Here is a 25,473-nt window from a genome sequence, read left to right on the forward strand (position 1 = left end):
CAGACATGCGCCCGAGCCGCATAACGCTGTTATCGCTCGACCATAACGCCGTTATGGCAGGCTGTCCAGCATGAGCTCGGAGATCACCGCCGACGGACCCGACGTCCGCCGCCAGCTGCTGGAGGAGGCGGCGCGCATCCTCGACGAGCAGGGCCCGTTGGCACTCTCAGCGCGGCGGCTCGCCACGGGCGCCGGCACCTCGACGATGGCGGTCTACACGCACTTCGGCAGCATGGGAAAGGTCGTCGACGCCGTCGCCACCGAGGGTTTCCGTCGCCTGATCGACCGGGTGGACGCCGTCGAGAGGACGGACGACCCGGCAGCCGACCTGCTGGCGACCGCGGCCGCCTACCGCGAGAACGCCCTCCAGAACCCCCACCTGTACGCCGTGATGTTCGGGGCGACCAGCGTGCGAGGTCTGGGTGCCCAGGGGGCCGACCCCGACGTCGCCTACGCGGCCTTCCGGCAGCTGGTGACCCTGGTGGAGCGGGCCATGGACGCCGGGAGGCTCCGTCGGGACGACCCGAAGGCGGTGGCGGCGCAGTGGTGGAGTGCGCTCCACGGCTACATGATGCTGGAGCTCGCGGGGATGGACCAGGTGGTGAGGGACCCCGAGTACGACGTGCTGTGGCAGCTCATGGCGAACCTGCTCCGCTCGCTCGCAGCCTGACCGACGAACGATGAGGCATTCGGGTACCGGAGCGGGGCGAAAGGCCTCATCGTTCGTCCCCGGAGGCGGGCCTCAGGCGCTGCGCGGGGCGTACATGATGACGGCGACGCCGACGAGGCAGATCGCCGCGCCGGCGACGTCCCAGCGGTCGGGGCGGAAGCCGTCGAGGAGCATGCCCCAGGCCAGCGAGCCGGCCACGAACACGCCGCCGTAGGCCGCCAGGATGCGCCCGAAGTTCGCGTCGGGCTGGAGCGTGGCGACGAACCCGTAGAGGCCGAGCGCGACGACGCCCAGGCCCATCCACATCACGCCGCGGTGCTCGCGCACGCCCTGCCAGATCAGCCACGCGCCGCCGATCTCGGCGACGGCGGCCACGGCGAACAGGGCGATCGAGCGCATGACGTCCATGGCGCGATCATGCCGTGTCAGGCTGGACCCGTGACCGACCAGCCCCAGACCGCCGAGGCACTCATGCGCTCGCGCTTCGACGCGTTCCGGCGCGGCGACCGCGACTGGCTGCTCGCGACGTGGCACGACTCGACCCGCCCGGGCGACCTCGACCTCGCGGACAACCCGCGCTGGCGCGGCCTGCAGATCGTCGACACGCAGGCCGGCGGACCCGACGACACGACGGGCGTGGTCGAGTTCCGCGCCACCTACCTGGTCGACGGCGAGCTCGGCATCCTGCACGAGCGGTCGCACTTCGTCCGCGAGGGTGGGCGTTGGTACTACGTGGACGGAGACGTGCGATGAGCCCCGCCGGAGACCTCCCGACGTCGATCGGCAGACCGGCGACGGGGGCGCTCCACGCCGTCGGCATCACGACGCTCGCGCAGGTGGCCGAGCGCTCCGAGCGGGAGGTCCTCGCGCTTCACGGCGTGGGCCCCAAGGCCGTCCGGCTGCTCCGCGAGGCGCTGTCCGACCGAGGCCTGCGCTTCCGTCCGGGGGACTGACTACGCTCGCACCATGACGGAGAGCGTGAAGGGCCCCGCCTCGTACTTCCCGGCGATCGAGAAGAAGTACGGCGAGCCGATCGAGCACTGGATGAGCGAGCTGGAGTCGGTCGCGACCGCGAAGCACATGGAGCAGGTCGCGTTCCTCAAGGACCAGCACGGCTTCGGCCACGGACACGCCAATGCGCTCGTCGCGGTGTTCCGCCAGCGGAAGGGACTCTGAATGGCTCGCATCGCCTTCGCCACCTGCACCAAGCTCGCCGACGGCTTCGAGGACGACCACGCCGCCGCCCGCCTGCTCGGCGCGGACTTCGTCGTCTGGAACGACCCCGAGGTCGACTGGTCGGTGTACGACCACGTCGTGATCCGCTCGGCGTGGGACTACACGATCCAGCGCGAGGCGTTCGTGGCGTGGGTGCGGTCGCTGGGGGAGCGGGTCTCCAACGCGCCCGACCTCATCGCCTTCAACTCCGACAAGGCCTACCTGGGCGCGCTCGGCGTGCCCACGGTTCCCACCGCGTACGTCGTGCCCGGCGCCGAGGCGCCCCAGCTGCGCGGCGAGGTCGTCGTGAAGCCCACGGTCTCCGCCGGTGGCCGCGACACCGGCCGGTTCGACCCCGACCACCACGACGAGGCGCGCGCGCTGATCGCCCAGATCAACGCCTCGGGTCGCGTCGCGATGGTGCAGCCCTACGTCGAGGGCGTCGACGCCGCGGGCGAGACCGCGGTGGTCTTCCTCGACGGCGAGGTCTCGCACGTCCTGCACAAGAAGCCGGTCCTGCGCGAGCAGGGCACGCCCGAGCTGCTCGACCCCGATGACCCGGCCTCCGAGGCCGCGATCATGCACGACGAGGACCTGGTCACCTCGGGCGAGGCGTCCCCGGAGTTCCTCGACCTCGCGCACGCCGCCCACGGCGAGCTGGCCGCGCGCTTCGGCGTGCCGCTCTACGTGCGCGTCGACATGGTGCCCGGCCCGTCGGGCCCGGTCGTCATGGAGATCGAGGCCGTCGAGCCGTGCCTGTACCTCGACCTCGCCGAGGGCGCGGCCGAGCGCCTCGCCGACGCGGTCAGAGCGCGCGCGACCCGGTGACGACGTCCTCGGGACGCAGCCTCTCGGGGGCCAGCCACACCGCGATCGCGGTCGTGATCGGCACGGCCAGCACGAGGCCGATCGCGCCCACGAGCGTCCGCACGATCTCCTGCGCGATGCCCTCGGTGACGGCCACCTCCAGCAGGGGTCGCTGGTAGGCCGAGATCAGCAGCAGCGTCGTCATCGCCGTGCCCGCGTAGGCGAACACGAGGGTGTAGACGCTCGAGGCGATGTGGTCGCGGCCGATCCGCATCGCCGAGCCGAACAGCTCGGCACGGCCCGCGGTGGGCTTGAGGGCGCGCATCTCCCAGACCGCGCTGGCCTGGGTGACGGTGACGTCGTTCAGGACGCCGAGGCCGGCGATGACCATCGACGCCGCCACCACGCCCGCCAGGCTCATCGCCGGGGCGGTGGCCAGCAGCAGGTGGTCGTCCTCGGAGCCCACGCCCGTCAGGTGCGCCCAGTCGGTGGACATCGCCCCCACGAGGGCCGTGAACCCGATGCCGAACAGGGTGCCGAACAGGGCGGCGGTGGTGCGGATCGAGACGCCGTGCGCGAGGTAGAGCACGGCCAGCATGATCACGGTCGACCCCGCCACCGCGACCGCGATCGGTGGCTGGTCGGCCAGCAGGGCGGGCAGGACGAAGCGCAGCAGCACGAGCAGCGTGATGCCGATGCCCAGCAGTGCGAACAGGCCGCGCCAGCGCCCCACCACGGCGACGAGGATCGCGAACACGACGGCGAGGATCAGCAGCTGCGGCCCGCGCTGGTGGTCGTAGAACTCGTAGGAGGCCGGCTGGCCCTTGGGCTGGACCTCGATCAGGCGGATGTTGTCGCCGACCTCGACGGCGCCGCCGACGTAGCGCGTGGGGTCGAGGGTGAACACCGCGGACGTGCCGCGCTCGGTCTCGGCGGTGACGTTCGCGCACGAGCCCTCGACCATCGGGATGTTGTCGGGCCCGGTGCCGGTGCTGCGGCAGTCGAACGGGTTCACCTCGGTGACGGTCGCGTCCAGGATCGCGACCGAGCCGTAGGGGTCGGCGCCCTGCGGGACGTCGGCCTTGTCGGGCCACAGCGCAGCGACCGCGCCGAACGCGACGAGCGCGACGACGAGGACGACGGCGGTCAGCGACCACGCGAGGCGGGGTCGGGGCGGTCCCTCGGGAGGCTGGATCGCGTGGTGGTGTGTCACGATGCCAGCGTGTCAGAAGGCGAAGAGATCCCCGAACACCTCCCCGGTGGATCCGGCGGTGTCTGGCGGGTGGGCCGCACGGTCCGCCGCCCGACCGGCGCCTGGACCCCCGCCGTCCACGAGCTGCTGCAGTGGCTGGAGCACGAGGGCCTGGGCGGCATCCCGCACGTCTCGGGGCTCGACGACGACGGACGCGAGATCGTCTCGTACGTCGAGGGCCGCGGCGTGCCGGTCGACGACGAGGTCGTGCTGGACTCCGTGCTGGTCGAGGCGGTCGGCTGGCTGCGCGACTTCCACGACATCGTCGAGGACTTCCGTCCCGAGGGCCCGCGCGTGTGGCGCCAGACGGGCGAGGTCGAGCTGACCGGCGACCAGATCATCTGCCACAACGACCCCGGCGCCTACAACTGGATCATCCAGAGCGGGCACTTCGTCGCGATGATCGACTGGGACCTCGCCGGCCCGGGGGAGCGGATCGACGATCTCGCGTTCCTGTGCTGGACCGCGATCCCCCTCTACCGCGAGATCCCGCTCGAGGACGTCGTGCGCCGGCTCGACCTGGTCGTGGACGCGTACGCCGAGTGGGGGCCGATGGCGCTGCTCGACGCCGTGGTGGCCCGTATGACCACCGCCACCGAGCGGATCGCGGCGGGGATCGAGCGTGGCGACCCCGGCATGCTCAACCTCGCGCGCAAGGGCGAGCCGCAGCGCACGCGCGACCGGCTGGCGGCCTTCGAGGCCCGTCTGCCGGAGATCCGCGCCGCGCTCTGATCCCACCGGGACCGACCTCGTCGGACCGCCCCGGAATGTGACACGTGTCACGTAGGGTGTCGGCCATGGATTCGATGCTGTCGACCGTGGGACTGCCCATCGCCCTCGGGGTCATCATGTTCGGACTGGGGCTGTCGCTGACCGTCGCGGACTTCGCGCGGGTGCGCAAGTCGCCGAAGGCGGTCGCGATCGCGCTGCTGTGCCAGCTCGTGCTGCTGCCGGTGGTGTGCTTCGGGCTCGTGCTCGCGCTCGACCTTCCGCCGCTGCTGGCCGTCGGCATGATGCTGCTGGCCGCGTCGCCCGGCGGCAGCACCGCGAACCTCTTCAGCCATCTGTTCCGCGGCGATGTCGCGCTGAACATCACGCTGACGGCGATCAACTCCGTCATCGCGATCATCTCGCTGCCGATCGTCACCAACCTCGCGATGGCCTACTTCGACCTCGGCGACGAGGTGTCGCTCCAGTACGGCAAGGTCATCGAGGTCTTCGCCGTCGTCCTCGTGCCCGTGGGCCTGGGCATGCTCGTGCGCGCCAAGCGGCCCGACTTCGCCGACGCGATGGACAAGCCCGTCCGGATCGGCTCGGCCGTGCTGCTGTTCGTCATCATCGCCGGCATCGTCGTGGACCAGCGGTCCAACGTGGGCGACTACGCCGCCTCGGTGGGCCTCGCGGTCACGATCTTCTGCATCGCCAGCCTGGTCATCGGGTTCGTCGTGCCCTCGTGGGCGGGCGTCACCAACCGGCAGGCGGTGGCGTGCTCGTTCGAGATCGGCGTCCACAACGCCACGCTCGCGATCTACGTCGCGGTCGAGGTCCTCGACAGCGTGGAGCTCTCGGTGCCCGCCGCGGTCTACGGCCTGGTGATGTTCGTGCTGGCGGCGCTGTGGGGCCTGGTCCTCACCCGGTGGATCCTGCCGAGGTCGAAGGCGCGGGCGCTATCGTCGCACCATGGCTGACGTGCACTTCGACGAGCGCGACGACGCGATCGCGTTCGTCGCCTCCCTCGGGGCGCAGGACGTCCCGTGCCGCCTCCACCGCGACGAGTTCGCCGGCGAGGACGACTTCGAGGACGCCGCCTGGCTGGTCGAGGTCGACGCGTCGCTCCCGGGACTCGCGCAGCGCGCCGAGGAGGCCGGGGGCTGGCTCGTCGAGGCGCCCGAGGGGCCGGCATCGGTCCCGCCGCCGCTGCCGGAGGCGCCGAGGCGGCTCAAGCGCGCCTGAGGCTCAGGCGGTCTGCGTGGCCTCGTCCTCGGGCAGCTCGATGATGCCGTTGAAGACGGTCACCATCATCTGGTCGAGGACGGTCTCGCGGTCGAACGGCCGGCCCGTCCAGCGCGCCATCTCGGCCGAGAACCACAGCGCGCCAAAGACCTCCTCCAGTCCCAGCCGAACGTCGATCTCGTCGCGCATGAGGTCGGGGATGCCGTTGACGGTGATGGCGGTAGCCACCTCGAAGAGCGCGTCGAGGCGCTCGATGAGCTTGGTGCGCACGGGGGAGTTCGGCCCGAAGCCGGTCGCGCCGATGAGCGGACCGAGGTCGACCGCGAGGTCGGCCAGGTCGGTGAAGAACTTGCGGATGCCGTCCTCGACGTCGCTCGCGGAGCCGGCCAGGTCGCGGCTGATGCCCCGGGCGTTCTCGGTGGCGCGGACCATCGCCGCGTCGATCGACTCGAGCACCGAGGCCTCGAAGAGCTCCTCCTTGGAGGGGAAGTGCCGGTACAGCATCGCCTCGTTGACACCGGCCTCCGCGGCGATCTCCCGCGTGCGCGTGGCGGCATAGCCGCTCTCCGCGAAGACGCGACGGGCCGACTCGATGATCTGGGCCCGTCGACGCTCCGCGGACATCCGCCGCTTGGGTGTGCGTTCTCCGGTCACGGAAGAGACGGTAGGACACACCTCGGCAACATGCAGGAAAAGTCCTGAAACTCATGGGGTTTGTGTGACTCATGTGACTGGATGGGCGTCCGAATGTAACGCGAATCACAAATTCTAAGAATTCGATTGCAGATCCCGTCACGGCGGCCCTAATCTGGCGTCACTCGCTTGAAGTCAATACCTACTTACTTAGGTCGGGATGCTGCCCCGGCCTTCGCGAAGGAGAAGAAATGAGCGTTCCGAAGCCGCTCGTGCGAACCAGGCTGTTGATGGCCCGGCCCGTGATGCACTCCACCCGCGTGAGCCTGGGCGCCAAGCGCACCATGGCCGACTCGATGGCCGGAGCTGCCCGCGCCCCCGAGGGCGCGATCTACGACTTCGACGTGATCGCCGGACTGCCCGTGCAGTTCGTCACCGTCGAGAACACCGGCCCGGCCACCGGCCGCGCCACGATGATCTACCTGCACGGCGGCGGTCACGTCGTCGGCAGCTCCCGCGCCTACCGCGCCTTCGCGGCGCACGTCGCGATGCACGCGGGCATGGACGTCCTGCTGCCCGAGTACCCGCTGGCCCCCGAGAGCCCCTACCCGGCGGCGCTCGACTCCCTGATCGCGCTCTACCGGGCGCTCCCGGCCTACGGCGTCGACCCCAGCACCGTCGTGCTGGCCGGCGACGACGCCGGTGCCGGCCTGGCCCTGGCCATGGCGCTGGAGATCCGCGACCTCGGCCTGCCGATGCCGGGCGCGATCGGCATGATCAGCCCCTGGCTCGACCTCAACGCCGACATCGAGCGGGCCCGTCCCTCGGCCTCGGACCCCTGGTTCACCCCCGCGCTGGCCACCCGCTGGGCACGCACCTACCTCGGCGGCGCCGACCCGCTCGACCCGAGCGTCTCGCCGCTGCACGGCGAGTTCGACGGCCTGCCGCCGATCGTGGTCCACTACAGCGGCCTCGACCCGCTGCGCACCGATGCCGAGGCGTTCCTGCAGAAGGTGACGCTGCGCACCGACAGCCCGCGGGTCATCGCCCGCGAGTACCCCGACATGTGGCAGTCGTTCCACCTCCAGGCCGGACGCCTCGAGGCGGCCGACCAGGCCACCGAGGAGTTCGGCAAGGCGATGGCCTCGCTCGTCGAGGCCCCGCGCGGCCACGGCGACGTGGTGCCGATCAACCGCCCGGTCGCCGGACTCGGCGGTCGCCGGCTGCGGCTGGTCAGGCCAGTTGCTGCCGCAGGAACTCCATCTGTATGAGCTCGAGGTTCTCGGCGACCTCCTCCTGAGGCGTCATGTGCGTGACCCCCGACAACGGCAGGACCGTGTGGGGGCGTCCCGCCGCGAGGAGGGCCGACGAGAGCCGCAGCGTGTGCGCGGCGACCACGTTGTCGTCCGCGAGCCCGTGGATGAGCATGAGGGGTCGCTCGAGCCGGGGCGCCAGCGGCAGCAGTGAGTTGGCGTCGTAGACCTCGGGCACCTCGGCGGGGTGGCCGAGGTAGCGCTCGGTGTAGCAGGTGTCGTAGAGACGCCACTCCGTGACGGGCGCGCCGGCGACGGCCGCGTGGAACACGTCGGGACGCTGCAGCACCGCGAGCGCCGCGAGGTAGCCGCCGTACGACCAGCCCGTGATGCCGACGCGACCGGTGTCGACGTCGTCGGGGTAGCGCTCGGCGATCGCGGCGACCGTGTCGACCTGGTCCTGCAGCGTCACCTCGGCGAACCGGTGGTGGATCGCGCGGTCCCACTCCGACCCGCGACCGGGCGTGCCGCGGCCGTCGGACACGACGACGCAGAAGCCCTGGTCGGCCATCCACTGCGACTTGAGGAACATCCGGCCCGACGCCAGCACGCGCTGGGCGCCCGGGCCGCCGTACGGGTCGAGCAGCAAGGGGAGCCGCTGCGAGCCGGGCACGTGGTCGCGCGGGAAGAGCACCGCGGCGCGCAGCTCGCGCTCGCCCAGGCGCACCAGCTCGACGGACGGCGAGAGCGGCGCCGGCTCGGACAGCACGCGGATCGAGCCGGTGGCGTCGCCGCGGCGGACGGTGAAGGTGCTGGCGGTGGAGTCGAGGTCGGTGCGCACGACGACCGTGGTGCCGCCGCCAACCACCGCGCCGTGCACGGCGGTGCCCTCGGTGAGGACCTCGGCGTCGCGGCCGGCGGCGAAGCGCACGAGGTGGACCTCGGTGGGCTCGTCGGACGCCGTGGCGAGCACGCCGTCCTCGTCGACCGCGACGATCGAGCGCACCTGCCACGCGTCGCCGCTGACGGGAGCGCCGTCGACGCACACGCAACGGCGGCCGTCGACGTCCTCCACCGTGACGAGGCGGCCCTGCGGGTCGCGTCGCGGTCCGGCCGACAGCTCGACCCAGGCGTCGTCGGCGAGCTCGCGCAGGGTGCGGGTGGCGCCGGTGGCCGGGTCGGCCTCGAGCACGAGGCTGCGCTGCTGGTCGCGGCTGAGCACCTGCAGGAGCGGGTCGGAGCCCTGCGACCAGTCGACGCGGGCGAGGTACTCGAAGGTGTCGTGGTCCCACGCGATCTCGACCGGCTCGCCGCCCTCGAGCGGCACGTGCCAGAGCGTGACCACGCTGTTCGCGGTGCCCGCGGCGGGGTAGCGCTGCTCGACGGCGGGGCGGTCGGGGTGCGCGGGGTCGGCCACGTGCCACACCTCGACGTCGGCGTCGTCGTAGCGCTCGACCAGCAGCGAGCGGCCATCCGGCGCCCACCAGAAGCCGCGGTGACGGTCCATCTCCTCGGCGGCCGTGAACTCGGCGCGGCCCCACACCTCGGTGGGCGTCGCGGGCGTGACCAGCGCGCGGTCCTCGCGCCCGGCCACGTCGACCACGCGCAGCTCGCCGGCGGAGTTCGCGTAGGCGACGTGGCGGCCGGTGGGATCGAGGCGCGGGTCGATCACGGCACCCTCGGCGGGCAGCTCGCGCACGGCGTCGGCGCCCAGGTGCACGGCGAAGAGCCGTCCGGACAGCGCGAAGCAGGCCCAGCGACCGGTCTCGTCGACGTCGTAGGACACCAGGCCGCCGGCGCCCTCGCGGCTGCGCTCGCGGCGCGCGCGCTCCTCGGGGGAGAGGTCCTCGTCGGCGCCGCCCAGCACGGCGACCGGGTCGACCAGGAGCGACTCCTCGCCCGTGGCGACGTCGTACTCCCACAGCCCGCCCGAGCGGGAGACGCCGTCGGGGGTGCGGATGAAGCGCACCGTGCCGCCGTCGGGCGAGACGGTGAGGTTGCGAGGGACGCCGAGCGTGAAGCGCAGGGTGCGTGCGGCCAGCCGGGGGTAGGACTCCGTCATGCCCCCATCCTGTCAGGGCGGTCTGTCACCGTCGGCCCCTACATTGGGACCCATGTCCGACCGCCGACTGCTCCTCGTGCACGCCCACCCCGACGACGAGTCGATCCAATCGGGACTCACGATGGCGAAGTACGTCGCCGAGGGCGCCCACGTCACGCTCGTCAACTGCACGCTGGGCGAGCACGGCGAGGTGCTGGTCCCCGAGCTCGCGCACCTGGCGGCCGAGCACGAGGATCGTCTCGGTCCCCAGCGGCTCCTCGAGCTCACCGACGCGATGGCCCACTTGGGCGTCACCGACTTCCGCCGGCTCGGCGGCGACGGTGCCTACCGCGACTCCGGCATGGTCTGGGACGAGAACGGCAACGCCGCCGCGATGGAGGAGATCGATCCGCGGGCGTTCTGGCGCGCCGACCTGCTCGAGGCCGCGAACCACCTCGTCGCGATCATCCGTGAGGTCCGCCCGCAGGTGCTCGTGACGTACGACGAGTTCGGCAACTACGGCCACCCCGACCACATCCAGGCCCACCGCGTCTCGACCTATGCGGCCGCGCTGGCCGCGGTCGAGTCGCACCGCCGCGACCTCGGTCCCGCGTGGGACGTGCCGAAGATCTACTGGACCGCCGAGTCCGCCTCGCGGCTGCGCGAGGGCGCGGCGATGATGGCCGAGGCCGGCCAGGAGATGCCGTTCCAGTTCGACCTCGACCACCTCCCGCCGATGTTCTCCGAGGACGAGGACCTCAGCACCGCCGTCTCGTCGACGCCCGAGCACGTCGCGGCCAAGCTCGACGCGATGCGAGCCCACGCCACCCAGATCACCCCCGACGGCGAGTTCTTCGCGATGGGGATGGACCTCGCGGCGATCACGTGGGGCACCGAGTACTACCGCCTCGCGAAGGGCGAGCGCGGGCCGGTGGGGGAGTCCGGGCTCGAGGACGACCTGTTCGCCGGACTGGACTGATCGGGCTGCTTGGGCCGGAGCCCGTAGGCTTGACGGGTGGAGAAGTCCGTCGATCAAGCCGCATTCCGGGGTGCGCTGTCGCGATTCGCCAGTGGCGTGACCGTCGTGTCCACCCAGCACGAGGGTGTCGACCACGCGATGACCGCGAGCGCGTTCACCTCCGTCTCGCTCATCCCGCCGCTCGTGCTGGTGTGCTCCAACCGGGGCAGTCGCTTCCACGACGCCGTCCGTGAGTCGCGTCGCTGGGGCGTGTCGATCCTGTCCGAGCACGGCCGTGAGGCCTCCGCCTGGTTCGCCCACCGCGGACGCCCGCTGGACACGCAGTTCGCCGACATCCCGCACCACCGCAGCCCCGGCGGGCTCGCGCTGCTCGACGACGCGCTGTCCTGGCTCGAGTGCGAGACCGAGGCCGAGCACGACGGTGGCGACCACCTGATCCTCGTCGGCCGCGTGACCTGGGCGCAGTACCAGGACGAGACCGACGATCCGCTGCTCTACTACCGCTCGCACTACGGCACGATCATCCGCCAGCCCGAGTCCGAGAAGACGGCCTACCGAGGGGGCGCATGAGCCGCCGTCGCCTGCTGATTCTCGTGGGCGCCGTCGTGTCCGTGCTCGCCCTCGCCTACGTCGCGGGGTACGTCCTCACCGGTCAGCGCCTGCCCGCCGACACCTCGATCGCCGGCGTCGACGTCGGCGGACAGAGCCCCGACGAGGCCGAGGAGACCCTGGAGCAGGGCCTCGCCGAGCGGTCGAAGGAGCCGATCCACGCCACGTTCGACGGTCGCGACTTCGAGATCGAGCCCACGCAGGCCGGGCTCGCGGTCGACGTGCCCGCCAGCGTGCGGGCCGCGGGCGGCCGCTCGTGGGACCCGCGCGACATGATCGCCCTGGTCGCCGGTGGCTCCGACCACGACCCCGTGCTCGACGTCGACGAGACGAAGCTGGCCGCCGCGGTGGCCTCCGTCGCGGAGACCGTGGACGAGCCGGTCGTCGAGGCCCAGATCACCTTCCCCGACGCGAAGCCGAAGGCGCGCGCCCCGAAGGCCGGCAACGAGGTCCCGCAGGACGAGTTCGCCGGGGCGATCCAGGACGCGTGGCTCACGCAGGACGAGCCCGTCGAGGTCCCGGTCGAGGCCGTGGCGCCCGCCGTCGACCGCGCCGGCCTGCGCCAGGCCATCCGCGACATCGCGCGGCCCGCGGTGGCGGCACCGGTCACGCTCCAGGTCGGCGACGCCACGATCGACCTCCCGGTCACGGCGTACGCCCCGGCCCTCTCGGTCGTCGTGAAGGACGGGGCGATGACCCCGGTCATCGACGCCAAGGACCTCGCGAAGCCGCTCACCAGCTCCACCACCGGCATCGGCCGCAGCGCCGTGGACGCCTCGTTCCGCTTCGAGGGAGGCAAGGCGGTCGTCGTGCCCAGCAAGGCCGGCGTGGGCCTCGACCCGAAGACGATGGCGACGCAGCTGGTCCCGGTGCTGACCAAGACGGGCGACGCCCGCTCGATCACGGTCGAGGCCAGCGCGGTCCAGCCCGAGTTCACGACGAAGGACGCCGAGGCGCTCGGCATCAAGGAGCGCATCAGCTCCTTCACCACCGAGTACCCGCACGCGGACTACCGCAACACCAACCAGGCGGAGGCCGCGCGCCGCATCGACGGCGTCATCCTCGAGCCGGGCGAGACGTTCAGCTTCAACGACATCGTGGGCGAGCGGACGGCGGCCAACGGCTTCGTGTCGGGCTTCGTCATCAACGGCGGCGTGTTCCGCGAGGAGCTCGGCGGCGGCGTCTCGCAGGTGGCCACCACCGCCTACAACGCGGCCTTCTTCGGCGGCCTCGACGACGTCGAGCACCACCCGCACGCGTTCTACATCGACCGCTACCCGGTGGGCCGCGAGGCGACGATCTACTACGGCAGCCTCGACCTGCGCTTCCGCAACCCCTACAAGACGGGCGTCGTCATCCGGGCCTGGGTCGACAAGAGCTCGCCCGGCACCTCGGGTCGCATGAACGTCGAGATGTACGGCACGAAGGTCTACGACGTGAAGTCGCGCTCGAGCGACCGCTACAACTTCCGCAACCCGGGCACGCAGTACGACGACACCGACCGCTGCGTCTCCCAGGCTCCGGTCACGGGCTTCGACATCGACATCCACCGCGACTTCTACCAGGGCGGCAAGCGGGTCAAGACCGAGAAGGACACGGCCTACTACCAGGCCGCCGACCGCGTCATCTGCGGCAAGAAGCCCGAGAAGGACGACTGACGGCAGACCGCGCCGGACCCCCTTCCCACTTCTGGAACGGTTTGCACGTTCCTGAGCCCGAAAAGCGTGCAACTCGTTCCAAGAGTCGGACGGGAGCGCAGGGTGGTCAGGGGGCGGTGAGGTACCGGTACGCGTGGTGCGTGCGGAAGCCGAAGGGCGCGTAGAGCGCGATCGCCGCGTGGTTGTCGCGCATCGTCTGCAGGTAGGCCTTGTCGGCGCCGTGCTCCGCGGCCCAGGCCAGCGAGGTCTCGACGATCCGCCGGGCCAGCCCCTGACGGCGGTGTGCGGGATCGACCTCGACGGCCGCGAGGCCGGCCCACTCGCCGGTGACCACGACGCGCCCGATCGCGGCGTCGCCGATCGACACGAAGCCCACGGTCGCCGGGCCCTCGAGCACGGCGCGTGCGGTGGAGGCGTCGCGCACGCGCCCGTAGTGCCGCAGCCAGCCGTCGGTCGCGTGGTCGGCGACGACCGCCTCGGGATCGGCCGCGGGGACCTCGCGCAGGTCGGCGACCTGGACGATCGCGCCCGGGGGCTGGTCGGTGACGCCGACCCAGCCGGCAGCGACGAACCGCCGGTGCCAGTCGGAGTCCTCGACGACCTGGACGAGCGGGCGCAGGTCGCGGGCGCGGTAGAAGTCGACGACCGCGCCGAACGGGTCGTCGGTGCCCGGGTCGCCGTGCACGGCCGCGGAGTTCGCGCGGCCCGTGAAGCCGCTCGCCGCGCGCAGCTCCCAGTCGCCCAGCGGCACCGACTCGGTGGCGGGCCAGCCGCGCGACGTGACGCGGGTCAGGTCCTCGGGCGAGATCGCGGCGGCGGGGCGCGTCCGGACGGGCCGGTCGGGCACGACGCGCATCGCCAGGACCGTGCCCGCCGGCACGAAGGCGAGCTCGCCGTCGCGCCGCTCGATGCGCAGTCCCTCGGGCTCGGCGCTCAGCACGCGGCCCACCACGTCGCGCGCGCCGTCACCGCTGCGATGACGCACGGAGACGCGACGACCGACCAGATCCACGGCGACACGATCTCATGAGACGAACCCGGCCAGCGAAGCCCGGGTCCTCCGGGAGATACTGGGGACCGACCCCGAAGGAGCAAGCCCGTGACGTATGTGATCGCCCAGCCGTGTGTCGACATCAAGGACCGTGCCTGTGTGGACGAGTGTCCGGTCGACTGCATCTACGAGGGCAACCGCATGCTCTACATCCACCCGGACGAGTGCGTGGACTGCGGCGCCTGCGAGCCGGTCTGCCCGGTCGAGGCCATCTTCTACGAGGACGACACCCCGGACGAGTGGAAGGACTACTACGACGCGAACGTCCACTTCTTCGACGACCTCGGCTCGCCCGGTGGTGCCGCGAAGATGGGCGTGATCGACGCCGACCACCCGTTCGTCAAGGCCCTGCCTCCCCAGAACCAGGAGTGACGGGCCATGGCCGAGGCCAGGGTGTCGGGACGCTTCCCCGACTTCCCGTGGGACACGATCGCCGCCGCCAAGGCACGGGCCGCCGAGCATCCTGACGGCCTCGTCGACCTGTCGATCGGCACGCCGGTCGATCCCACGCCCGAGGTCGCGCGCCAGGCGCTGATCGCCGCCGCCGACTCGCCCGGGTACCCCACGGTCCTCGGCCCCGCGTCGCTGCGGCAGGCCGTCGTCGACTGGCTCGAGCGCCGCTTCTCGATCACCGGCGTCGGCACCGACAACGTGCTCGCCACGATCGGCAGCAAGGAGCTCATCGCCAACCTGTGCGTGCAGCTGGGCCTCGGCCCGGGCGACGTCGTCGGCCTGCCCGAGACGGCCTACCCGACCTACGCCGTCAGCGCGGCCTACGCGGGCGCCACCGCGATCGCCACCGACTCGCGCGTCGCGTTCGGCCCCCAGCGGCCGAAGCTCGTGTTCATCAACTTCCCGGCCAACCCGCACGGTCGCGTCGTGGGGCGCGAGCACCTCAAGGCCTGGGTCGACTTCTGCCGCGAGTCGGGTGCGCTGCTCGTCAGCGACGAGTGCTACCTCGAGTTCGTCTGGGAGGGCGAGCCGGTCTCGGTGCTCGACCCCGAGGTCAACGGCGGCTCGCTCGACGGCATCCTCGCGCTGCACTCGCTGTCGAAGCGCTCGAACATGGCGGGCTACCGCGACGCGTTCCTCGTCGGCGACCGCGCGGTCGTGGCCGAGCTGCTCGAGGTCCGCAAGCACCTGGGCTTCATGCTGCCCACGCCCGTCGCGGCCGCGATGGAGGCCGCCCTGGCCGACGACGCGCACGTCGACGAGCAGCGCGAGCGCTACCTCGCCCGGCGCGCCACGCTGCGCACCGCGCTGGAGCAGGCGGGCTTCCGCATCGACCACTCGCAGGGCTCGCTGTACCTGTGGGCCACGCGCGGCGAGCCGTGCCGCGACACCGTGGAGTGGCTGGCCGACCGCGGCATCCTCGCCGCGCCGGGCGACTTCTACGGCGCCACCGGCTCGCACCACGTGCGGTTCGCGGTCACGGCCACCGACGAGCGCATCGCCGCCGCGGCCAAGCGCCTCTCGTCCTGACGAGCGCTGCCTGATCAGCCGGGCAGCTCGACGGCCTCGAGGGCCATCAGCACGCTGCCCACGCACGACGGGCGGTCGTCCAGCTCGGAGCCGGTGACCCGCACCTCGCGGGCCACGGGCGTCAGCGCGTGACGGCGCATCGACGCGCGCACCTCGTCGAGCAGCAGGTCGCCTGCCGCGGCGAGTTCGCCACCGATCACGACGACCTCGGGACCGAGCAGGTTCGCGACGGCCGCGACGGCCTCGCCCAGGTGGCGGCCGGCGTCCTCGATGAGGCGCCGGGCGCCCTGGTCGCCGCGCAGGGCGCGCTCGACGAAGCCGGGGACGTCCAGCTCGCCGCCGGTGGGCGCGTACTGGGCGATGAGCGCGGCGCCGCCGACGTAGGCCTCGAGGCAGCCGCGGCTGCCGCAGCGGCACAGGGGGCCCGACTCGTCCATCGTGAGGTGGCCGAGCTCGCCGGCGGTGCCCAGGCCGCCGTGGTGGACCCGGCCGTCGAGCACGAGCCCGCAGCCGACGCCCGAGGCGATCTTGATGTAGACGAGGTCCTGGTGGCCGCGGCCGGCGCCGCGCATCCACTCGGCCAGCGCGCTGAGGTTGGCGTCGTTGTCCACCACGGTGGTGCGCTCGAAGACCTTCTCGGCGGCGGAGCGGGCGTCGACGCCCACCCAGCCGGGCAGGATCGAGCCCGAGTCGATGATGCCGTCGCGACCGATCGGGGCGGGGATCGCCATGCCGATGGCGCGCAGGCCGTCGTGGTCGAGGCCGCCGGACTCCAGCAGCTCGTCGACCATCGAGCGCGCGAGGTCGAGCGCCTCGTCGCTGGGGGCGTCGGGAGCGAGCGGGACAACGCGCGAGTCGCGGATGTCGCCGGCGAGGTCGGCCAGCGCGACCTGCAGGTGCGAGTGGCCGAAGTCGACGCCGGCCACGACGCCGGCCTCGGGGGAGACGGTGACGGTGGCGCCGCGACGTCCCGCCCCGGCCTCGGAGTGCAGGAAGCCCGCCGTGACCAGCTCGCGGATGATCCCCGAGACGGTGGCAGGAGCCAGCTGCGTGCGGCGTGCGATCTGCGCCTGGCTGAGTCCACCGGCCTCGCGCACGACCCGGACCACGCGGCTCTGGTTGGAGACACGCAGGGCAGCGGTCGAGCCAGGGCTGGAGGACATGGCGTCCACTGTGACTCAGGTCGCAGTTGTCGTCAAGTGTTGAAGACAAACACCTTGGCTACTGTTGCGTAACCAGATTTGCGTTCATCTCTTGACGCTTAAGTTGTGACGTAGTTCACTGGTCATGCTCCACGCCGACGTGGGGTCGACATTTCTTGGAGGAACTGTGAACACCATCTCGCGCCTCGCCATGCTCACGGCGACCCTGACGATCGGCCTCGGCGGCCTGGCCGCGTGCGGCTCCAACGACGACGGCGACAGCGGCTCGGACGAGGGCAAGACCATCGCCCTGCTGCTCCCGGAGACCAAGACCACCCGCTACGAGAGCTTCGACAAGCCGCTCTTCGAGGCCAAGGTCAAGGAGCTGTGCGACAGCTGCAAGGTCGACTACCTCAACGCCGACCAGGACGCCTCGAAGCAGCAGCAGCAGGCCCAGTCGGCCATCACCAACGGCGCCTCCGTCCTCGTGCTCGACCCGGTCGACGGCAAGGCCGCCACCACGATCGTGAAGTCGGCCCAGAGCTCCGACGTCCCCGTCGTCGCGTACGACCGCTTCATCGAGGGTGCGGACTACTACATCTCGTTCGACAACGAGCGCGTCGGCCAGATGCAGGGCGAGGCCCTCGTCGAGGCCACGGGCGACAAGGGCGACATCCTCATGCTCAACGGCTCGCCGACCGACCCGAACGCCGCGCAGTTCAAGAAGGGCGCGCACTCGGTCCTCGACACGAGCGGCCTGAACATCGTGGCCGAGTACGACAACCCGGACTGGAGCCCCGACAACGCGCAGAAGTTCACCAGCTCGCAGTTCAACAAGGTCGATCCCGGTGACCTCGCCGGCGTCTACGCCGCCAACGACGGTCAGGCCGGCGGCGTGTTCGCCGCGTTCAAGGCCGCCGGCGCCACCGACGTCCCGCCGATCACCGGCCAGGACGCCGAACTCGCCGCGATCCAGCGCATCGTGGCCGGTCAGCAGTACATGACCGTCTACAAGCCGATCAAGGCCGAGGCCGAGCAGGCCGCCGAGCTCGCCGTCGACCTCGTCAACGGCGAGGACATCAGCGGCACCGAGGACTTCCAGGGCGTGCCGTCGTTCATCCTGGACCCGATCTCGGTGAAGCAGGACAACGTGGGCGACACGGTCGTGAAGGACGAGTTCTACACCGTCGACCAGATCTGCACCGCCGAGTACGCCGACGCCTGCCAGAAGGCCGGCCTGTCCTGAGTGGCACACGGTGGGGCCGGCCGCCGCCGGCCCCACCGTGCTTCCCTTCTCCCGTCGCTCGACCCCAGGAACACTCATGACCACACCCGTGCTGTCCATGCGCGGCATCGGCAAGCGATTCGGTGCCGTCCAGGCGCTCACCGACGTCGACTTCGACGTCCGACCCGGCGAGGTGGTCGCCCTCGTCGGTGACAACGGCGCCGGCAAGTCGACCCTCGTCAAGATCATCTCGGGCGTCTACGGCTCGGACTCCGGAACGATCGAGGTGGAGGGCCGCGAGGTCCACATCCACGGTCCGAAGTCCGCCCAGGCGCTCGGCATCGCCACCGTCTTCCAGGACCTCGCCCTGGCCGACAATCTCGACGTCGTGGCGAACCTCTTCCTCGGCCAGGAGGCCACCGCCGGCGGCGTCCTCGACGAGGAGACGATGGAGTCGCGCAGCTGGGAGCTGCTGCGCCAGCTCTCCGCCAAGATCCCGTCGGTGCGCATCCCGATCGCCGCCCTGTCCGGCGGCCAGCGCCAGACCGTCGCCATCGCCCGCAGCCTCGTGGGCGAGCCGAAGATCGTGATGCTCGACGAGCCCACCGCGGCCCTCGGCGTCGCACAGACCGCGGAGGTGCTGAACCTCATCGAGCGGCTGCGCGAGTCGGGCCTGGGCGTCGTCGTCATCTCTCACAACATGGCCGACGTGCAGGCCGTCGCCGACCGGATCTACGTGCTGCGGCTCGGCCGCAATGCGGCGGAGTTCCACATCGACGACGTCACCACCGACCAGCTGGTGGCCGCGATCACCGGCGCCTCGGACAACGTGGTGGCGGCCCGCCGCGCCCGCGCCGAGGGCGCCGACGTGGCCCCCAACCCGCAGGCCGACCTGCTGGCCGAGGACGAGGAGGGGAAAGTATGAGCACCTTCGCGGACCGCTCGGACGAGCGCCTCGTCCAGGACTCCTCGCCCAGGGCGCTGCTGGGCAACCTCAAGCGGCGGCTGCGCTCGGGCGACCTCGGGATGATCCCCGTGGTCGTGGGCCTGGTCGTCATCTGGATCGTCTTCTACGCGATGAACCCGCGGTTCCTCTCGTCGCGCAACCTCGTCGAGCTGAGCTTGGACTCGGCCACGATCGGCATGATCTCGGTCGGCATCGTGCTGGTGCTGCTGCTGGGCGAGATCGACCTGTCGGTGGGCTCGGTCTCGGGCCTGTCGGGCTCGATCCTGGCCGTGCTGCTGGTCTACCAGGGCTGGCCGCTGCTGGGCTCGATCCTGGCCGCGCTGTGCGCCGGCCTGCTGATCGGCGTGTTCTACGGCGTCCTCTACACGCGCTTCGGCGTGCCGAGCTTCGTCATCACGCTGGCCGGCCTGCTGGCGTTCCTGGGCGCGCAGCTGCAGGTGCTCGGGTCGAACGGCACGGTGAACCTGCCGGGCGAGTCGGCGCTGATCGACTTCGCGAACTTCACGTTCCTGCCCCCGTGGCTCTCGTACGTGCTCGCGGTGGCGGTGGGCGTGGCCTACCTGCTGGCGCGGCTGCGCACGCTGCGCCGACGGGCGGCGGCCAACCTGTCGAACCCGAGCGTGCAGTCGGTCCTCGTCCGCGCGGTGCTCATCACCGCGGCGGTCGCCGGCGTGGCCTGGTACCTCAACATCGACCGCGGCATCGGTGCGATGCCGCTGCTGTGGGTCGGCGTCATCATCGGCATGGACTTCCTGCTGCGCCGCACGACGTGGGGCCGTCACGTGTTCTCCGTCGGCGGCAACGAGGAGGCCTCGCGGCGCGCCGGCATCGGCGTGGACCGGGTCTACATCTCGGTGTTCGCGCTGTGCTCGATGTTCGCGGCGCTCGGCGGCGTGCTGGCCGCCGGTCGTCTCCAGGCCGTGAGCCAGACCTCGGGCGGCACCGACACGAACCTGATGGCGATCGCCGCGGCGGTCATCGGCGGCACCAGCCTCTTCGGCGGGCGCGGCTCGGTGTACTCGGCGCTGTTCGGCATGCTCGTGCTGCAGTCCATCACCAGCGGCCTCAACCTCGTCGGCGTCGACGCCTACGTGCGGTACATGGTCACCGGCGCGGTCCTGCTGCTCGCGGTCACGATCGACTCCCTGTCGCGCCAGGCTCGCAAGAGCAGCGGCAGCGGCTGAGCCGCCCTTGGTCGCCCTCGCTCGGTCCCCCCGGCGAGTGGCGCAGAAGCGCCCGCCACTCGCCGAGTGGCGGGCGTTTCCGCGCCACCGGGCGTCCCGTCGCTGGCACCCCGGCTTGCGCCACCCGCGGACCAAGGTGGGCCGGACGTTAGGGTCGAGGCATGCGAACCGAGACCGACATCGTCGTCGATCACCTGTCCAAGCAGTTCGGTTCCGTCAAGGCCGTCGATGACCTGAGCTTCACCGTCCGCCCCGGCGCGGTGACCGGATTCCTCGGCCCGAACGGTGCCGGCAAGACCACCACGCTGCGGATGCTGCTGGGCCTCGTGCGTCCCACCGGGGGCCACGCGCTCATCGGCGGGAAGCGCTACGAGGACCTCGTCCGCCCCGGCTCCACGGTCGGCGCCGCGCTGGAGGCCTCGAGCTTCCACCCCGGCCGCACCGGTCTCGACCACCTCCGCGTCTTCGCGCCCCAGGTCGGCGCCACCGACGCCCGCTGCCACGAGCTGCTCGAGCTGGTCGGCATGACCGATGCGGCCAAGCGCCGGGTCGGCGGCTACTCGATGGGCATGCGCCAGCGCCTCGGCCTGGCCTACGCGCTGCTCGGTGACCCCGAGGTGATCCTGCTCGATGAGCCCGCCAACGGCCTCGACCCGCAGGGCATCGTGTGGCTGCGCCACCTGCTGCGCGCCTTCGCCGACGAGGGACGCACCGTGCTGGTCTCGAGCCACGTGCTCAGCGAGGTCCAGCACACCGTGGATGACGTCGTCATCATCGCCGGCGGCCGTCTCGTGCACGCCTCGCCGCTGCAGGGCCTGCACGCGCTGGTCGAGTCGCGCGTGCGCCTCGCCGGCCCCACGCCCGACAAGATCGTCGCGCTCGCGTCCGAGAAGGGCTGGCGCACCGAGCCCGTCGCGGGCGGCGTCGACATCATCGACGTCCCGGCGGCCGAGGTCGGCTCCGCCGCCTTCGCCTCGGGCATCGAGGTGCACCAGCTGGCCGACGTGGGCGTCGGCCTCGAGGACGTCTTCCTGCGCCTGACCTCCAGTCCCGACGCCCCGGCGTCGCGTGGGGGTGTCGCCGCATGAGCGCCGCGATCAAGGCGGAGCTCAGGAAGCTCTTCAGCACGCGTCTGTGGTGGCTGCTGGCGCTCGTGCTGGTGGCGTACCTGGTGTTCATCGGCGCCGTCATGGCGTTCTCGTTCACGGCCGCCTCCGGGGCCGACATGACCGGCGGCGGCGCGCTGGCCGAGGGGGAGGAGCTGGCGAAGCAGATCTACTCGCTGACCAGCCCGATCGGCTACGTGTTCCCGCTCATCATCGGCAGCCTGCTGTTCACGGGCGAGTTCCGGCACAAGACGATCACCGCGTCGCTGCTGGCCCAGCCCAACCGCTCGATCCTGATGGCGGCGAAGCTCGTGGCGGGCATCGCCGTGGGTGTCGTCTACGGCGTGATCGGCACGGCCTCGACGGTCCTGGGCGCGGCACCGATCCTCGCGTGGCGCGGCGACGGCGCCTACCTCGGCTCGAGCGCCGTGCTCGAGCTGCTGGGCATGTCGGTCCTCGTGATGACGATCTGGGCCCTGCTGGGCACCGCGATCGGCAGCGTCCTGACCAACCAGGTCGCAGCGATCATCGTGATCCTGGCGTTCACCCAGTTCGTCGAGCCGATCGCCCGGGTGGCGCTCGGCGCGTGGGACGCGACGTCCGAGGTGGCGAAGTTCATGCCCGGTGCCGCGGCGGACGCCGTGATGGGCTCGAGCTTCTTCGCCACCGACGCGAGCTCCGACCTGCTGACGCGCGGCGCCGGTGCGGCCGTGCTGCTGGCCTACGTGCTGGTGTTCGTGCTGATCGGCCGCCTCGTCACGCTGCGGCGCGACATCGGCTGACGCTCCTCGCCCCGCCCCGCCCCGCCCCGCCTCCACTTTTGGAACGGGATGCACCTTCTCAGCGCGAGAAGACGTTCATCCCGTTCCAAAAGTGGCAAGGGGGGCGAGGGAGGCGGGGCGTTCGCGTTCCAGGCGGTCAGCGGCGCACGAAGCGGACCTCGGTCCGGCTGGCATCCTCGGTGGGGCTCCAGCCGGGCTCGTCCTGGTCGGCCTCCCAGCGCATGTCGTCGAAGGTGACCTCGGCGATGCGGAAATCGGTGGAGTTCGCGACGAGGAACTGCGCGAGCGCCCAGCCGCGCGCGTCCACGTCGTCGCCGGTCAGCGCGATCGCGCTCTGGCCCGAGGACGGATCGGTGTCCACGCGGACCCGCCCGAACGCCTCGTCGAGGTACTCCTCGAGGTCGGACGAGACCGAGCCCGCCTTCGGGTCGGTGGCGCAGGCTAACGCGGCGGGGGAGTAGCCGCGCAGGGCCGAGGCCAGCACGCGCGCGTCGGCCTCGTGGTCGGCGTACGCCTCGGGGAAGCCCGAGCGCTGCACGGCCTGCGCGGCGTCGGTGATCTCCATCGACTCGTAGCCGTCGATCCGGACCAGCCCGTCGTAGAACTTCCCGATCGAGTACGACGGGTCGAGGATCTGCTCGACCGAGCCCCAGCCCTGCGACGGGCGCTGCTGGAACAGGCCGACGGAGTCGCGGTCGCCGTAGTCGATGTTGCGGATCTTCGACTCCTGGTAGGCGGTCGCGATCGCGATCGTGGTGGCGCGCGGCGGCAGCCCGCGCTCCTGCGCCTTCGCCGCGATGAGCGCCGACCACTTCGCCTGCTCGAGGTCGACCTCCACCGTGCGGTCGCCCACCGTGGCCACGCAGTAGTCGCGCGCCTGCGCCTCGGTCTCGTAGATCTTGAAGATGACCAGGACGAGCGCCACCGTCGCGACGACGGTGGCGACGATCCAGCGCATCAGTTGGCGTGCAGGTCGGCGTTCAGCTCGACGCCGGTGCGGCCGCCGCGGGGGCGCGCCTCGATGGCACCGGTCTGGCTGTTCGTGAGGAAGAGGATGCCGTCGGAGCCGGACAGCTCGGCGGCCTTCACGACCGCGCCGTCGGGCAGCGTGACCTTGGTGCCCGCCGTGACGTAGGTGCCGGCGGCCACGACGCAGTCGTCGCCCAGCGAGATGCCGATGCCGGCGTTGGCGCCGATCAGGCAGCCCTCGCCCACGCGGATGACCGCCTTGCCACCGCCCGACAGGGTGCCCATGATCGAGGCGCCGCCGCCGACGTCGGAGCCGTTGCCGACGACGACGCCGGCCGAGATGCGGCCCTCCACCATCGCGTGGCCGAGCGTGCCGGCGTTGAAGTTCACGAAGCCCTCGTGCATGACCGTGGTGCCCTCGGCCAGGTGGGCGCCGAGGCGCACGCGGTCGGCGTCGCCGATGCGCACGCCCGAGGGGACGACGTAGTCGGTCATGCGCGGGAACTTGTCGATGCTGGTGACGGAGACGACGGATCCGGCGGCGCGGGCGCGGGCGCGCACGTCCTCGAAGCCCTCGACGGGGCACGGTCCGATCGACGTCCACACGACGTTGCTGAGCAGGCCGAAGACGCCGTCCAGGCTCTGACCATGGGGCTGGACGAGGCGGTGCGAGAGCAGGTGCAGGCGCAGGTACACGTCGTACGCGTCGGTGGGCGCGGCGTCCAGGTCGGCGATCTCGGTGTGGATCACGCGGGTCTCGACTCCCCGCACCTCGTCGTGGCGCGAGGCGGCCACGAGCTCGGCGGGCTCGACGGTGCTCTCCGGCGCCGGACCGAGGGCCGGGGCGGGGTACCAGACGTCGAGGACGGTGCCTTCGGGCGTGACCGTGGCCAGGCCCCAGGCGTGGGCGGATCGCGGGGAGTCGCTCATGCCCCCAAGGCTATCGAGGGGTCACACCCCGCCGGCGAACCCGTGCTGCCGCCAGGCCTCGTAGACCGCGATGGACGCGCAGTTGGCGAGGTTCATCGACCGGCGCGACGGCTGCATCGGCAGACGGAGGCGGTCGGTGACGCGCGCGTCGGCCATGACCTCCTCGGGCAGGCCGGTGGGCTCGGGGCCGAAGAGCAGCACGTCGCCCGGCTCGTACGCGACGTCGCTGTACCGCGTGGTGGCCGCGGTCGTGTACGCGAAGACCCGCGCCGGGAGCAGGGCCTCGTAGGCCTCCTCGAGCGTGCGGTGCACCGTGACGACGGCGAGGTCGTGGTAGTCCAGGCCCGCCCGGCGCAGCTTGGCGTCCTCGAAGTCGAAGAGGGGGTCGACGAGGTGCAGGTGCGATCCCGTGGCAGCGGCCAGGCGGATGGCGTTGCCGGTGTTCCCGGCGATGCGCGGCTCGAAGAACAGGATCCGGAACACGCCCCCACAGTAGGCGCTAACACTTCTCGGACGTCCGCGACGCCAGTTCTTGGAGTGTGAGACGTGGTCGGAGGGGCTCGGGGGACCTGCCTACGGTCGTTGCTGCCCCTCCCACGAGGACCGGGGCGCACCGCACTTTGAAAGGAACCACCGTGTCCGACAACTCCCCCCTCATCGAGGCACCCAAGCGCCGCGGACCCGCGATCGCGCTGGCTGTCGTCGTGGTCGCCGTCGTGGCGGCCCTCATCGCCTTCGCCCTCACCCGGGGCGGCGACAGCGCCGGCGGCGACCTGACCAAGGTCAAGCTCGGCACCGTGGGCGCCAGCGACCCCTACTGGAAGACGCTCCAGGACGAGGCCGAGAAGGAGGGCATCGATCTCGAGGTCGTCGACTTCGCCGACTACGCGCAGCCCAACCCGGCGCTCACCGAGGGTGAGATCGACATCAACCAGTTCCAGCACATCGTCTACCTGGCGGACTACAACGTCTCCAACAAGCAGGACCTCGTGCCGGTCGGCGCCACCGCGATCTACCCGCTGGGCCTGTACTCGCAGAAGGTCGACTCGGTCGAGGAGCTCAAGCAGGGCGACACCGTGGTCGTGCCCGACGACGACAGCAACCAGGCCCGTGGCCTGCTGATCCTGCAGTCGGCCGGCCTGATCAAGCTCAAGGACGGCGGCTCGATCTTCTCGACCCTCGCCGACATCGACAAGGACGCCTCGAAGGTCAAGGTCAAGGCCATCAAGGCCGACCTGACGCCCACCTCGCTGCCCGACGTCGACGCCGCGATCGTCAACAACGACTTCGTCGAGAAGGCCGGCCTGAAGTTCTCCGACGCGATCGCCCAGGACGACCCGTCCGACCCGAACGCGCTGCCGTACGTCAACATCTTCGCCGTCCGCGCCGAGGACAAGGACAACAAGACGTACCAGAAGCTGATCGAGATCTACCAGAACAGCAAGCCCGTCCTCGACGGCGTGCAGGAGGTCTCGGGCAACACGGCGCAGCTGCTGAAGACGCCGGCGGCCGACCTGCAGGCGTCGCTCGCCGACGTCGAGGCGGACACCGCCGCGCAGGGCTGA

29 protein-coding genes are annotated in these 25,473 nt (G+C 71.4%); 20 read left to right on the forward strand and 9 right to left on the reverse strand.

What is annotated here, in order from left to right; all coding sequences use genetic code 11:
• Positions 1–70 precede the first annotated feature (70 nt).
• A complete protein-coding gene (locus tag ACK99Q_RS08445; RefSeq protein WP_410185693.1) occupies positions 71–670 on the forward strand; it encodes a TetR/AcrR family transcriptional regulator in 600 nt (199 codons plus the stop codon).
• A gap of 72 nt (positions 671–742) precedes the next feature.
• On the opposite strand, the gene ACK99Q_RS08450 is transcribed toward ACK99Q_RS08445, so the two are convergent.
• On the reverse strand, positions 743–1,078 hold the full coding sequence (locus ACK99Q_RS08450; protein ID WP_410185694.1) for a YnfA family protein: 336 nt from the start codon (positions 1,076–1,078) through the stop codon (positions 743–745).
• A 30-nt stretch (positions 1,079–1,108) separates the two neighbouring features.
• On the opposite strand from ACK99Q_RS08450, the gene ACK99Q_RS08455 reads away from it, so the two are divergent.
• The 4 genes from ACK99Q_RS08455 to ACK99Q_RS08470 are packed head-to-tail and all read left to right on the forward strand — an operon-like array spanning position 1,109 to position 2,713.
• Positions 1,109–1,423, forward strand: coding sequence for a YchJ family protein (locus ACK99Q_RS08455; protein ID WP_410185695.1), 315 nt, complete (start codon positions 1,109–1,111; stop codon positions 1,421–1,423).
• On the forward strand, positions 1,420–1,623 hold the full coding sequence (locus ACK99Q_RS08460) for a hypothetical protein (protein WP_410185696.1): 204 nt from the start codon (positions 1,420–1,422) through the stop codon (positions 1,621–1,623). The genes ACK99Q_RS08455 and ACK99Q_RS08460 overlap by 4 nt, the downstream gene beginning before the upstream one ends.
• 13 nt (positions 1,624–1,636) lie before the next feature.
• Positions 1,637–1,846, forward strand: coding sequence for a DUF4287 domain-containing protein (locus tag ACK99Q_RS08465; protein WP_179423350.1), 210 nt, complete (start codon positions 1,637–1,639; stop codon positions 1,844–1,846).
• A complete protein-coding gene (locus ACK99Q_RS08470; protein ID WP_410185697.1) occupies positions 1,847–2,713 on the forward strand; it encodes a RimK family alpha-L-glutamate ligase in 867 nt (288 codons plus the stop codon).
• Here the strand turns inward: ACK99Q_RS08470 and ACK99Q_RS08475 are convergent.
• The gene (locus ACK99Q_RS08475) at positions 2,691–3,905 is read right to left on the reverse strand and encodes a YibE/F family protein (protein WP_410185698.1); all 1,215 of its coding nucleotides are present in this window, start codon (positions 3,903–3,905) and stop codon (positions 2,691–2,693) included. The two genes, ACK99Q_RS08470 and ACK99Q_RS08475, sit on opposite strands and share 23 nt — an antisense overlap.
• Before the next feature lie 9 nt (positions 3,906–3,914).
• Between ACK99Q_RS08475 and ACK99Q_RS08480 the strand changes: the two genes are divergently transcribed.
• The 3 genes from ACK99Q_RS08480 (at position 3,915) to ACK99Q_RS08490 (ending at position 5,897) form a co-directional block, all read left to right on the forward strand.
• Positions 3,915–4,676: a phosphotransferase gene (locus ACK99Q_RS08480; RefSeq protein WP_410185699.1), complete on the forward strand. Its 762-nt coding sequence runs from the start codon at positions 3,915–3,917 to the stop codon at positions 4,674–4,676.
• Positions 4,677–4,741: 65 nt separating this feature from the next.
• Positions 4,742–5,632 carry a bile acid:sodium symporter family protein gene (locus ACK99Q_RS08485; protein WP_410185700.1) on the forward strand — a complete coding sequence of 297 codons (891 nt, stop codon included), beginning with the start codon at positions 4,742–4,744 and terminating at the stop codon, positions 5,630–5,632.
• The gene (locus ACK99Q_RS08490) at positions 5,625–5,897 is read left to right on the forward strand and encodes a hypothetical protein (RefSeq protein ID WP_410185701.1); all 273 of its coding nucleotides are present in this window, start codon (positions 5,625–5,627) and stop codon (positions 5,895–5,897) included. The genes ACK99Q_RS08485 and ACK99Q_RS08490 overlap by 8 nt, the downstream gene beginning before the upstream one ends.
• A 3-nt stretch (positions 5,898–5,900) precedes the next feature.
• Here ACK99Q_RS08490 and ACK99Q_RS08495 read toward each other — a convergent pair whose 3' ends face one another.
• Complete coding sequence (locus tag ACK99Q_RS08495) at positions 5,901–6,551, reverse strand: TetR/AcrR family transcriptional regulator (RefSeq protein WP_410185702.1); 651 nt, start codon at positions 6,549–6,551, stop codon at positions 5,901–5,903.
• Between the two features lie 230 nt (positions 6,552–6,781).
• Here ACK99Q_RS08495 and ACK99Q_RS08500 point away from each other — a divergent pair, with 230 nt between their 5' ends.
• Positions 6,782–7,801, forward strand: coding sequence for an alpha/beta hydrolase fold domain-containing protein (locus ACK99Q_RS08500; RefSeq protein ID WP_410185703.1), 1,020 nt, complete (start codon positions 6,782–6,784; stop codon positions 7,799–7,801).
• Here the strand turns inward: ACK99Q_RS08500 and ACK99Q_RS08505 are convergent.
• The gene (locus ACK99Q_RS08505; protein WP_410185704.1) at positions 7,764–9,845 is read right to left on the reverse strand and encodes a prolyl oligopeptidase family serine peptidase; all 2,082 of its coding nucleotides are present in this window, start codon (positions 9,843–9,845) and stop codon (positions 7,764–7,766) included. The two genes, ACK99Q_RS08500 and ACK99Q_RS08505, sit on opposite strands and share 38 nt — an antisense overlap.
• 52 nt (positions 9,846–9,897) lie before the next feature.
• On the opposite strand from ACK99Q_RS08505, the gene mshB reads away from it, so the two are divergent.
• From mshB to ACK99Q_RS08520, 3 genes are read left to right on the forward strand one after another with little or no spacing between them, the layout of a single operon-like run.
• On the forward strand, positions 9,898–10,803 hold the full coding sequence (gene mshB, locus ACK99Q_RS08510) for an N-acetyl-1-D-myo-inositol-2-amino-2-deoxy-alpha-D-glucopyranoside deacetylase (RefSeq protein WP_410185705.1): 906 nt from the start codon (positions 9,898–9,900) through the stop codon (positions 10,801–10,803).
• Positions 10,804–10,839: 36 nt separating this feature from the next.
• Positions 10,840–11,373 carry a flavin reductase family protein gene (locus ACK99Q_RS08515; protein ID WP_410185706.1) on the forward strand — a complete coding sequence of 178 codons (534 nt, stop codon included), beginning with the start codon at positions 10,840–10,842 and terminating at the stop codon, positions 11,371–11,373.
• Complete coding sequence (locus ACK99Q_RS08520) at positions 11,370–13,070, forward strand: VanW family protein (RefSeq protein WP_410185707.1); 1,701 nt, start codon at positions 11,370–11,372, stop codon at positions 13,068–13,070. The genes ACK99Q_RS08515 and ACK99Q_RS08520 overlap by 4 nt, the downstream gene beginning before the upstream one ends.
• Positions 13,071–13,176: 106 nt before the next feature.
• On the opposite strand, the gene ACK99Q_RS08525 is transcribed toward ACK99Q_RS08520, so the two are convergent.
• Positions 13,177–14,082 (reverse strand): GNAT family N-acetyltransferase, encoded by a 906-nt coding sequence (locus ACK99Q_RS08525; RefSeq protein ID WP_410185708.1) that lies wholly within the window; start codon positions 14,080–14,082, stop codon positions 13,177–13,179.
• Between the two features lie 87 nt (positions 14,083–14,169).
• Here ACK99Q_RS08525 and fdxA point away from each other — a divergent pair, with 87 nt between their 5' ends.
• Positions 14,170–14,493, forward strand: coding sequence for a ferredoxin (gene fdxA / locus ACK99Q_RS08530; RefSeq protein WP_179423377.1), 324 nt, complete (start codon positions 14,170–14,172; stop codon positions 14,491–14,493).
• A 6-nt stretch (positions 14,494–14,499) separates the two neighbouring features.
• A complete protein-coding gene (gene dapC, locus ACK99Q_RS08535; RefSeq protein WP_410185709.1) occupies positions 14,500–15,603 on the forward strand; it encodes a succinyldiaminopimelate transaminase in 1,104 nt (367 codons plus the stop codon).
• 14 nt (positions 15,604–15,617) lie between these two features.
• Here the strand turns inward: dapC and ACK99Q_RS08540 are convergent, their stop codons facing one another.
• On the reverse strand, positions 15,618–16,766 hold the full coding sequence (locus ACK99Q_RS08540; protein WP_410185710.1) for an ROK family protein: 1,149 nt from the start codon (positions 16,764–16,766) through the stop codon (positions 15,618–15,620).
• A gap of 166 nt (positions 16,767–16,932) precedes the next feature.
• Between ACK99Q_RS08540 and ACK99Q_RS08545 the strand changes: the two genes are divergently transcribed.
• From ACK99Q_RS08545 to ACK99Q_RS08565, 5 genes are all read left to right on the forward strand, one after another.
• Positions 16,933–17,991, forward strand: a complete 1,059-nt coding sequence (locus tag ACK99Q_RS08545) for a substrate-binding domain-containing protein (RefSeq protein WP_410185711.1) — start codon at positions 16,933–16,935, stop codon at positions 17,989–17,991.
• Between the two features lie 76 nt (positions 17,992–18,067).
• A complete protein-coding gene (locus ACK99Q_RS08550; RefSeq protein ID WP_410185712.1) occupies positions 18,068–18,895 on the forward strand; it encodes an ATP-binding cassette domain-containing protein in 828 nt (275 codons plus the stop codon).
• Entirely contained in the window at positions 18,892–20,121 is a 1,230-nt protein-coding gene (locus tag ACK99Q_RS08555) for a sugar ABC transporter permease (protein WP_410185713.1), read from the forward strand. The genes ACK99Q_RS08550 and ACK99Q_RS08555 overlap by 4 nt, the downstream gene beginning before the upstream one ends.
• 161 nt (positions 20,122–20,282) lie before the next feature.
• A complete protein-coding gene (locus ACK99Q_RS08560) occupies positions 20,283–21,209 on the forward strand; it encodes an ATP-binding cassette domain-containing protein (RefSeq protein ID WP_269303207.1) in 927 nt (308 codons plus the stop codon).
• The gene (locus tag ACK99Q_RS08565; RefSeq protein WP_410185714.1) at positions 21,206–22,009 is read left to right on the forward strand and encodes an ABC transporter permease subunit; all 804 of its coding nucleotides are present in this window, start codon (positions 21,206–21,208) and stop codon (positions 22,007–22,009) included. The genes ACK99Q_RS08560 and ACK99Q_RS08565 overlap by 4 nt, the downstream gene beginning before the upstream one ends.
• Before the next feature lie 136 nt (positions 22,010–22,145).
• On the opposite strand, the gene ACK99Q_RS08570 is transcribed toward ACK99Q_RS08565, so the two are convergent.
• Genes ACK99Q_RS08570 through ACK99Q_RS08580 form a run of 3 tightly spaced genes read right to left on the reverse strand, consistent with a single transcriptional unit; the run spans position 22,146 to position 24,391 of the window.
• A complete protein-coding gene (locus ACK99Q_RS08570; RefSeq protein WP_410185715.1) occupies positions 22,146–22,967 on the reverse strand; it encodes a hypothetical protein in 822 nt (273 codons plus the stop codon).
• The gene (gene dapD / locus ACK99Q_RS08575; RefSeq protein ID WP_410185716.1) at positions 22,967–23,908 is read right to left on the reverse strand and encodes a 2,3,4,5-tetrahydropyridine-2,6-dicarboxylate N-succinyltransferase; all 942 of its coding nucleotides are present in this window, start codon (positions 23,906–23,908) and stop codon (positions 22,967–22,969) included. Before dapD ends, ACK99Q_RS08570 begins: the two co-directional genes overlap by 1 nt.
• A gap of 21 nt (positions 23,909–23,929) precedes the next feature.
• A complete protein-coding gene (locus ACK99Q_RS08580; RefSeq protein ID WP_410185717.1) occupies positions 23,930–24,391 on the reverse strand; it encodes a tRNA (cytidine(34)-2'-O)-methyltransferase in 462 nt (153 codons plus the stop codon).
• Between the two features lie 152 nt (positions 24,392–24,543).
• Here ACK99Q_RS08580 and ACK99Q_RS08585 point away from each other — a divergent pair, with 152 nt between their 5' ends.
• Positions 24,544–25,473 (forward strand): MetQ/NlpA family ABC transporter substrate-binding protein, encoded by a 930-nt coding sequence (locus tag ACK99Q_RS08585; protein WP_410185718.1) that lies wholly within the window; start codon positions 24,544–24,546, stop codon positions 25,471–25,473.

Source organism: Aeromicrobium sp. MLTX1 (assembly GCF_046452335.1).
GTDB lineage: Bacteria > Actinomycetota > Actinomycetes > Propionibacteriales > Nocardioidaceae > Aeromicrobium.

What these genes read in the sequence shown, in the direction of transcription:
- ACK99Q_RS08550 (WP_410185712.1), top strand. Translation starts at nt 18,068, where the DNA reads ATGACCACACCCGTGCTGTCCATGCGCGGCATCGGCAAGCGATTCGGT.
- ACK99Q_RS08540 (WP_410185710.1), bottom strand. Translation starts at nt 16,766, where the DNA reads ATGTCCTCCAGCCCTGGCTCGACCGCTGCCCTGCGTGTCTCCAACCAG.
- ACK99Q_RS08500 (WP_410185703.1), top strand. Translation starts at nt 6,782, where the DNA reads ATGAGCGTTCCGAAGCCGCTCGTGCGAACCAGGCTGTTGATGGCCCGG.
- ACK99Q_RS08470 (WP_410185697.1), top strand. Translation starts at nt 1,847, where the DNA reads ATGGCTCGCATCGCCTTCGCCACCTGCACCAAGCTCGCCGACGGCTTC.
- dapC (WP_410185709.1), top strand. Translation starts at nt 14,500, where the DNA reads ATGGCCGAGGCCAGGGTGTCGGGACGCTTCCCCGACTTCCCGTGGGAC.
- ACK99Q_RS08570 (WP_410185715.1), bottom strand. Translation starts at nt 22,967, where the DNA reads ATGCGCTGGATCGTCGCCACCGTCGTCGCGACGGTGGCGCTCGTCCTG.
- ACK99Q_RS08445 (WP_410185693.1), top strand. Translation starts at nt 71, where the DNA reads ATGAGCTCGGAGATCACCGCCGACGGACCCGACGTCCGCCGCCAGCTG.
- ACK99Q_RS08560 (WP_269303207.1), top strand. Translation starts at nt 20,283, where the DNA reads ATGCGAACCGAGACCGACATCGTCGTCGATCACCTGTCCAAGCAGTTC.
- ACK99Q_RS08555 (WP_410185713.1), top strand. Translation starts at nt 18,892, where the DNA reads ATGAGCACCTTCGCGGACCGCTCGGACGAGCGCCTCGTCCAGGACTCC.
- ACK99Q_RS08565 (WP_410185714.1), top strand. Translation starts at nt 21,206, where the DNA reads ATGAGCGCCGCGATCAAGGCGGAGCTCAGGAAGCTCTTCAGCACGCGT.
- ACK99Q_RS08460 (WP_410185696.1), top strand. Translation starts at nt 1,420, where the DNA reads ATGAGCCCCGCCGGAGACCTCCCGACGTCGATCGGCAGACCGGCGACG.
- mshB (WP_410185705.1), top strand. Translation starts at nt 9,898, where the DNA reads ATGTCCGACCGCCGACTGCTCCTCGTGCACGCCCACCCCGACGACGAG.
- ACK99Q_RS08485 (WP_410185700.1), top strand. Translation starts at nt 4,742, where the DNA reads ATGGATTCGATGCTGTCGACCGTGGGACTGCCCATCGCCCTCGGGGTC.
- ACK99Q_RS08465 (WP_179423350.1), top strand. Translation starts at nt 1,637, where the DNA reads ATGACGGAGAGCGTGAAGGGCCCCGCCTCGTACTTCCCGGCGATCGAG.
- ACK99Q_RS08450 (WP_410185694.1), bottom strand. Translation starts at nt 1,078, where the DNA reads ATGGACGTCATGCGCTCGATCGCCCTGTTCGCCGTGGCCGCCGTCGCC.
- ACK99Q_RS08505 (WP_410185704.1), bottom strand. Translation starts at nt 9,845, where the DNA reads ATGACGGAGTCCTACCCCCGGCTGGCCGCACGCACCCTGCGCTTCACG.
- dapD (WP_410185716.1), bottom strand. Translation starts at nt 23,908, where the DNA reads ATGAGCGACTCCCCGCGATCCGCCCACGCCTGGGGCCTGGCCACGGTC.
- ACK99Q_RS08490 (WP_410185701.1), top strand. Translation starts at nt 5,625, where the DNA reads ATGGCTGACGTGCACTTCGACGAGCGCGACGACGCGATCGCGTTCGTC.
- ACK99Q_RS08520 (WP_410185707.1), top strand. Translation starts at nt 11,370, where the DNA reads ATGAGCCGCCGTCGCCTGCTGATTCTCGTGGGCGCCGTCGTGTCCGTG.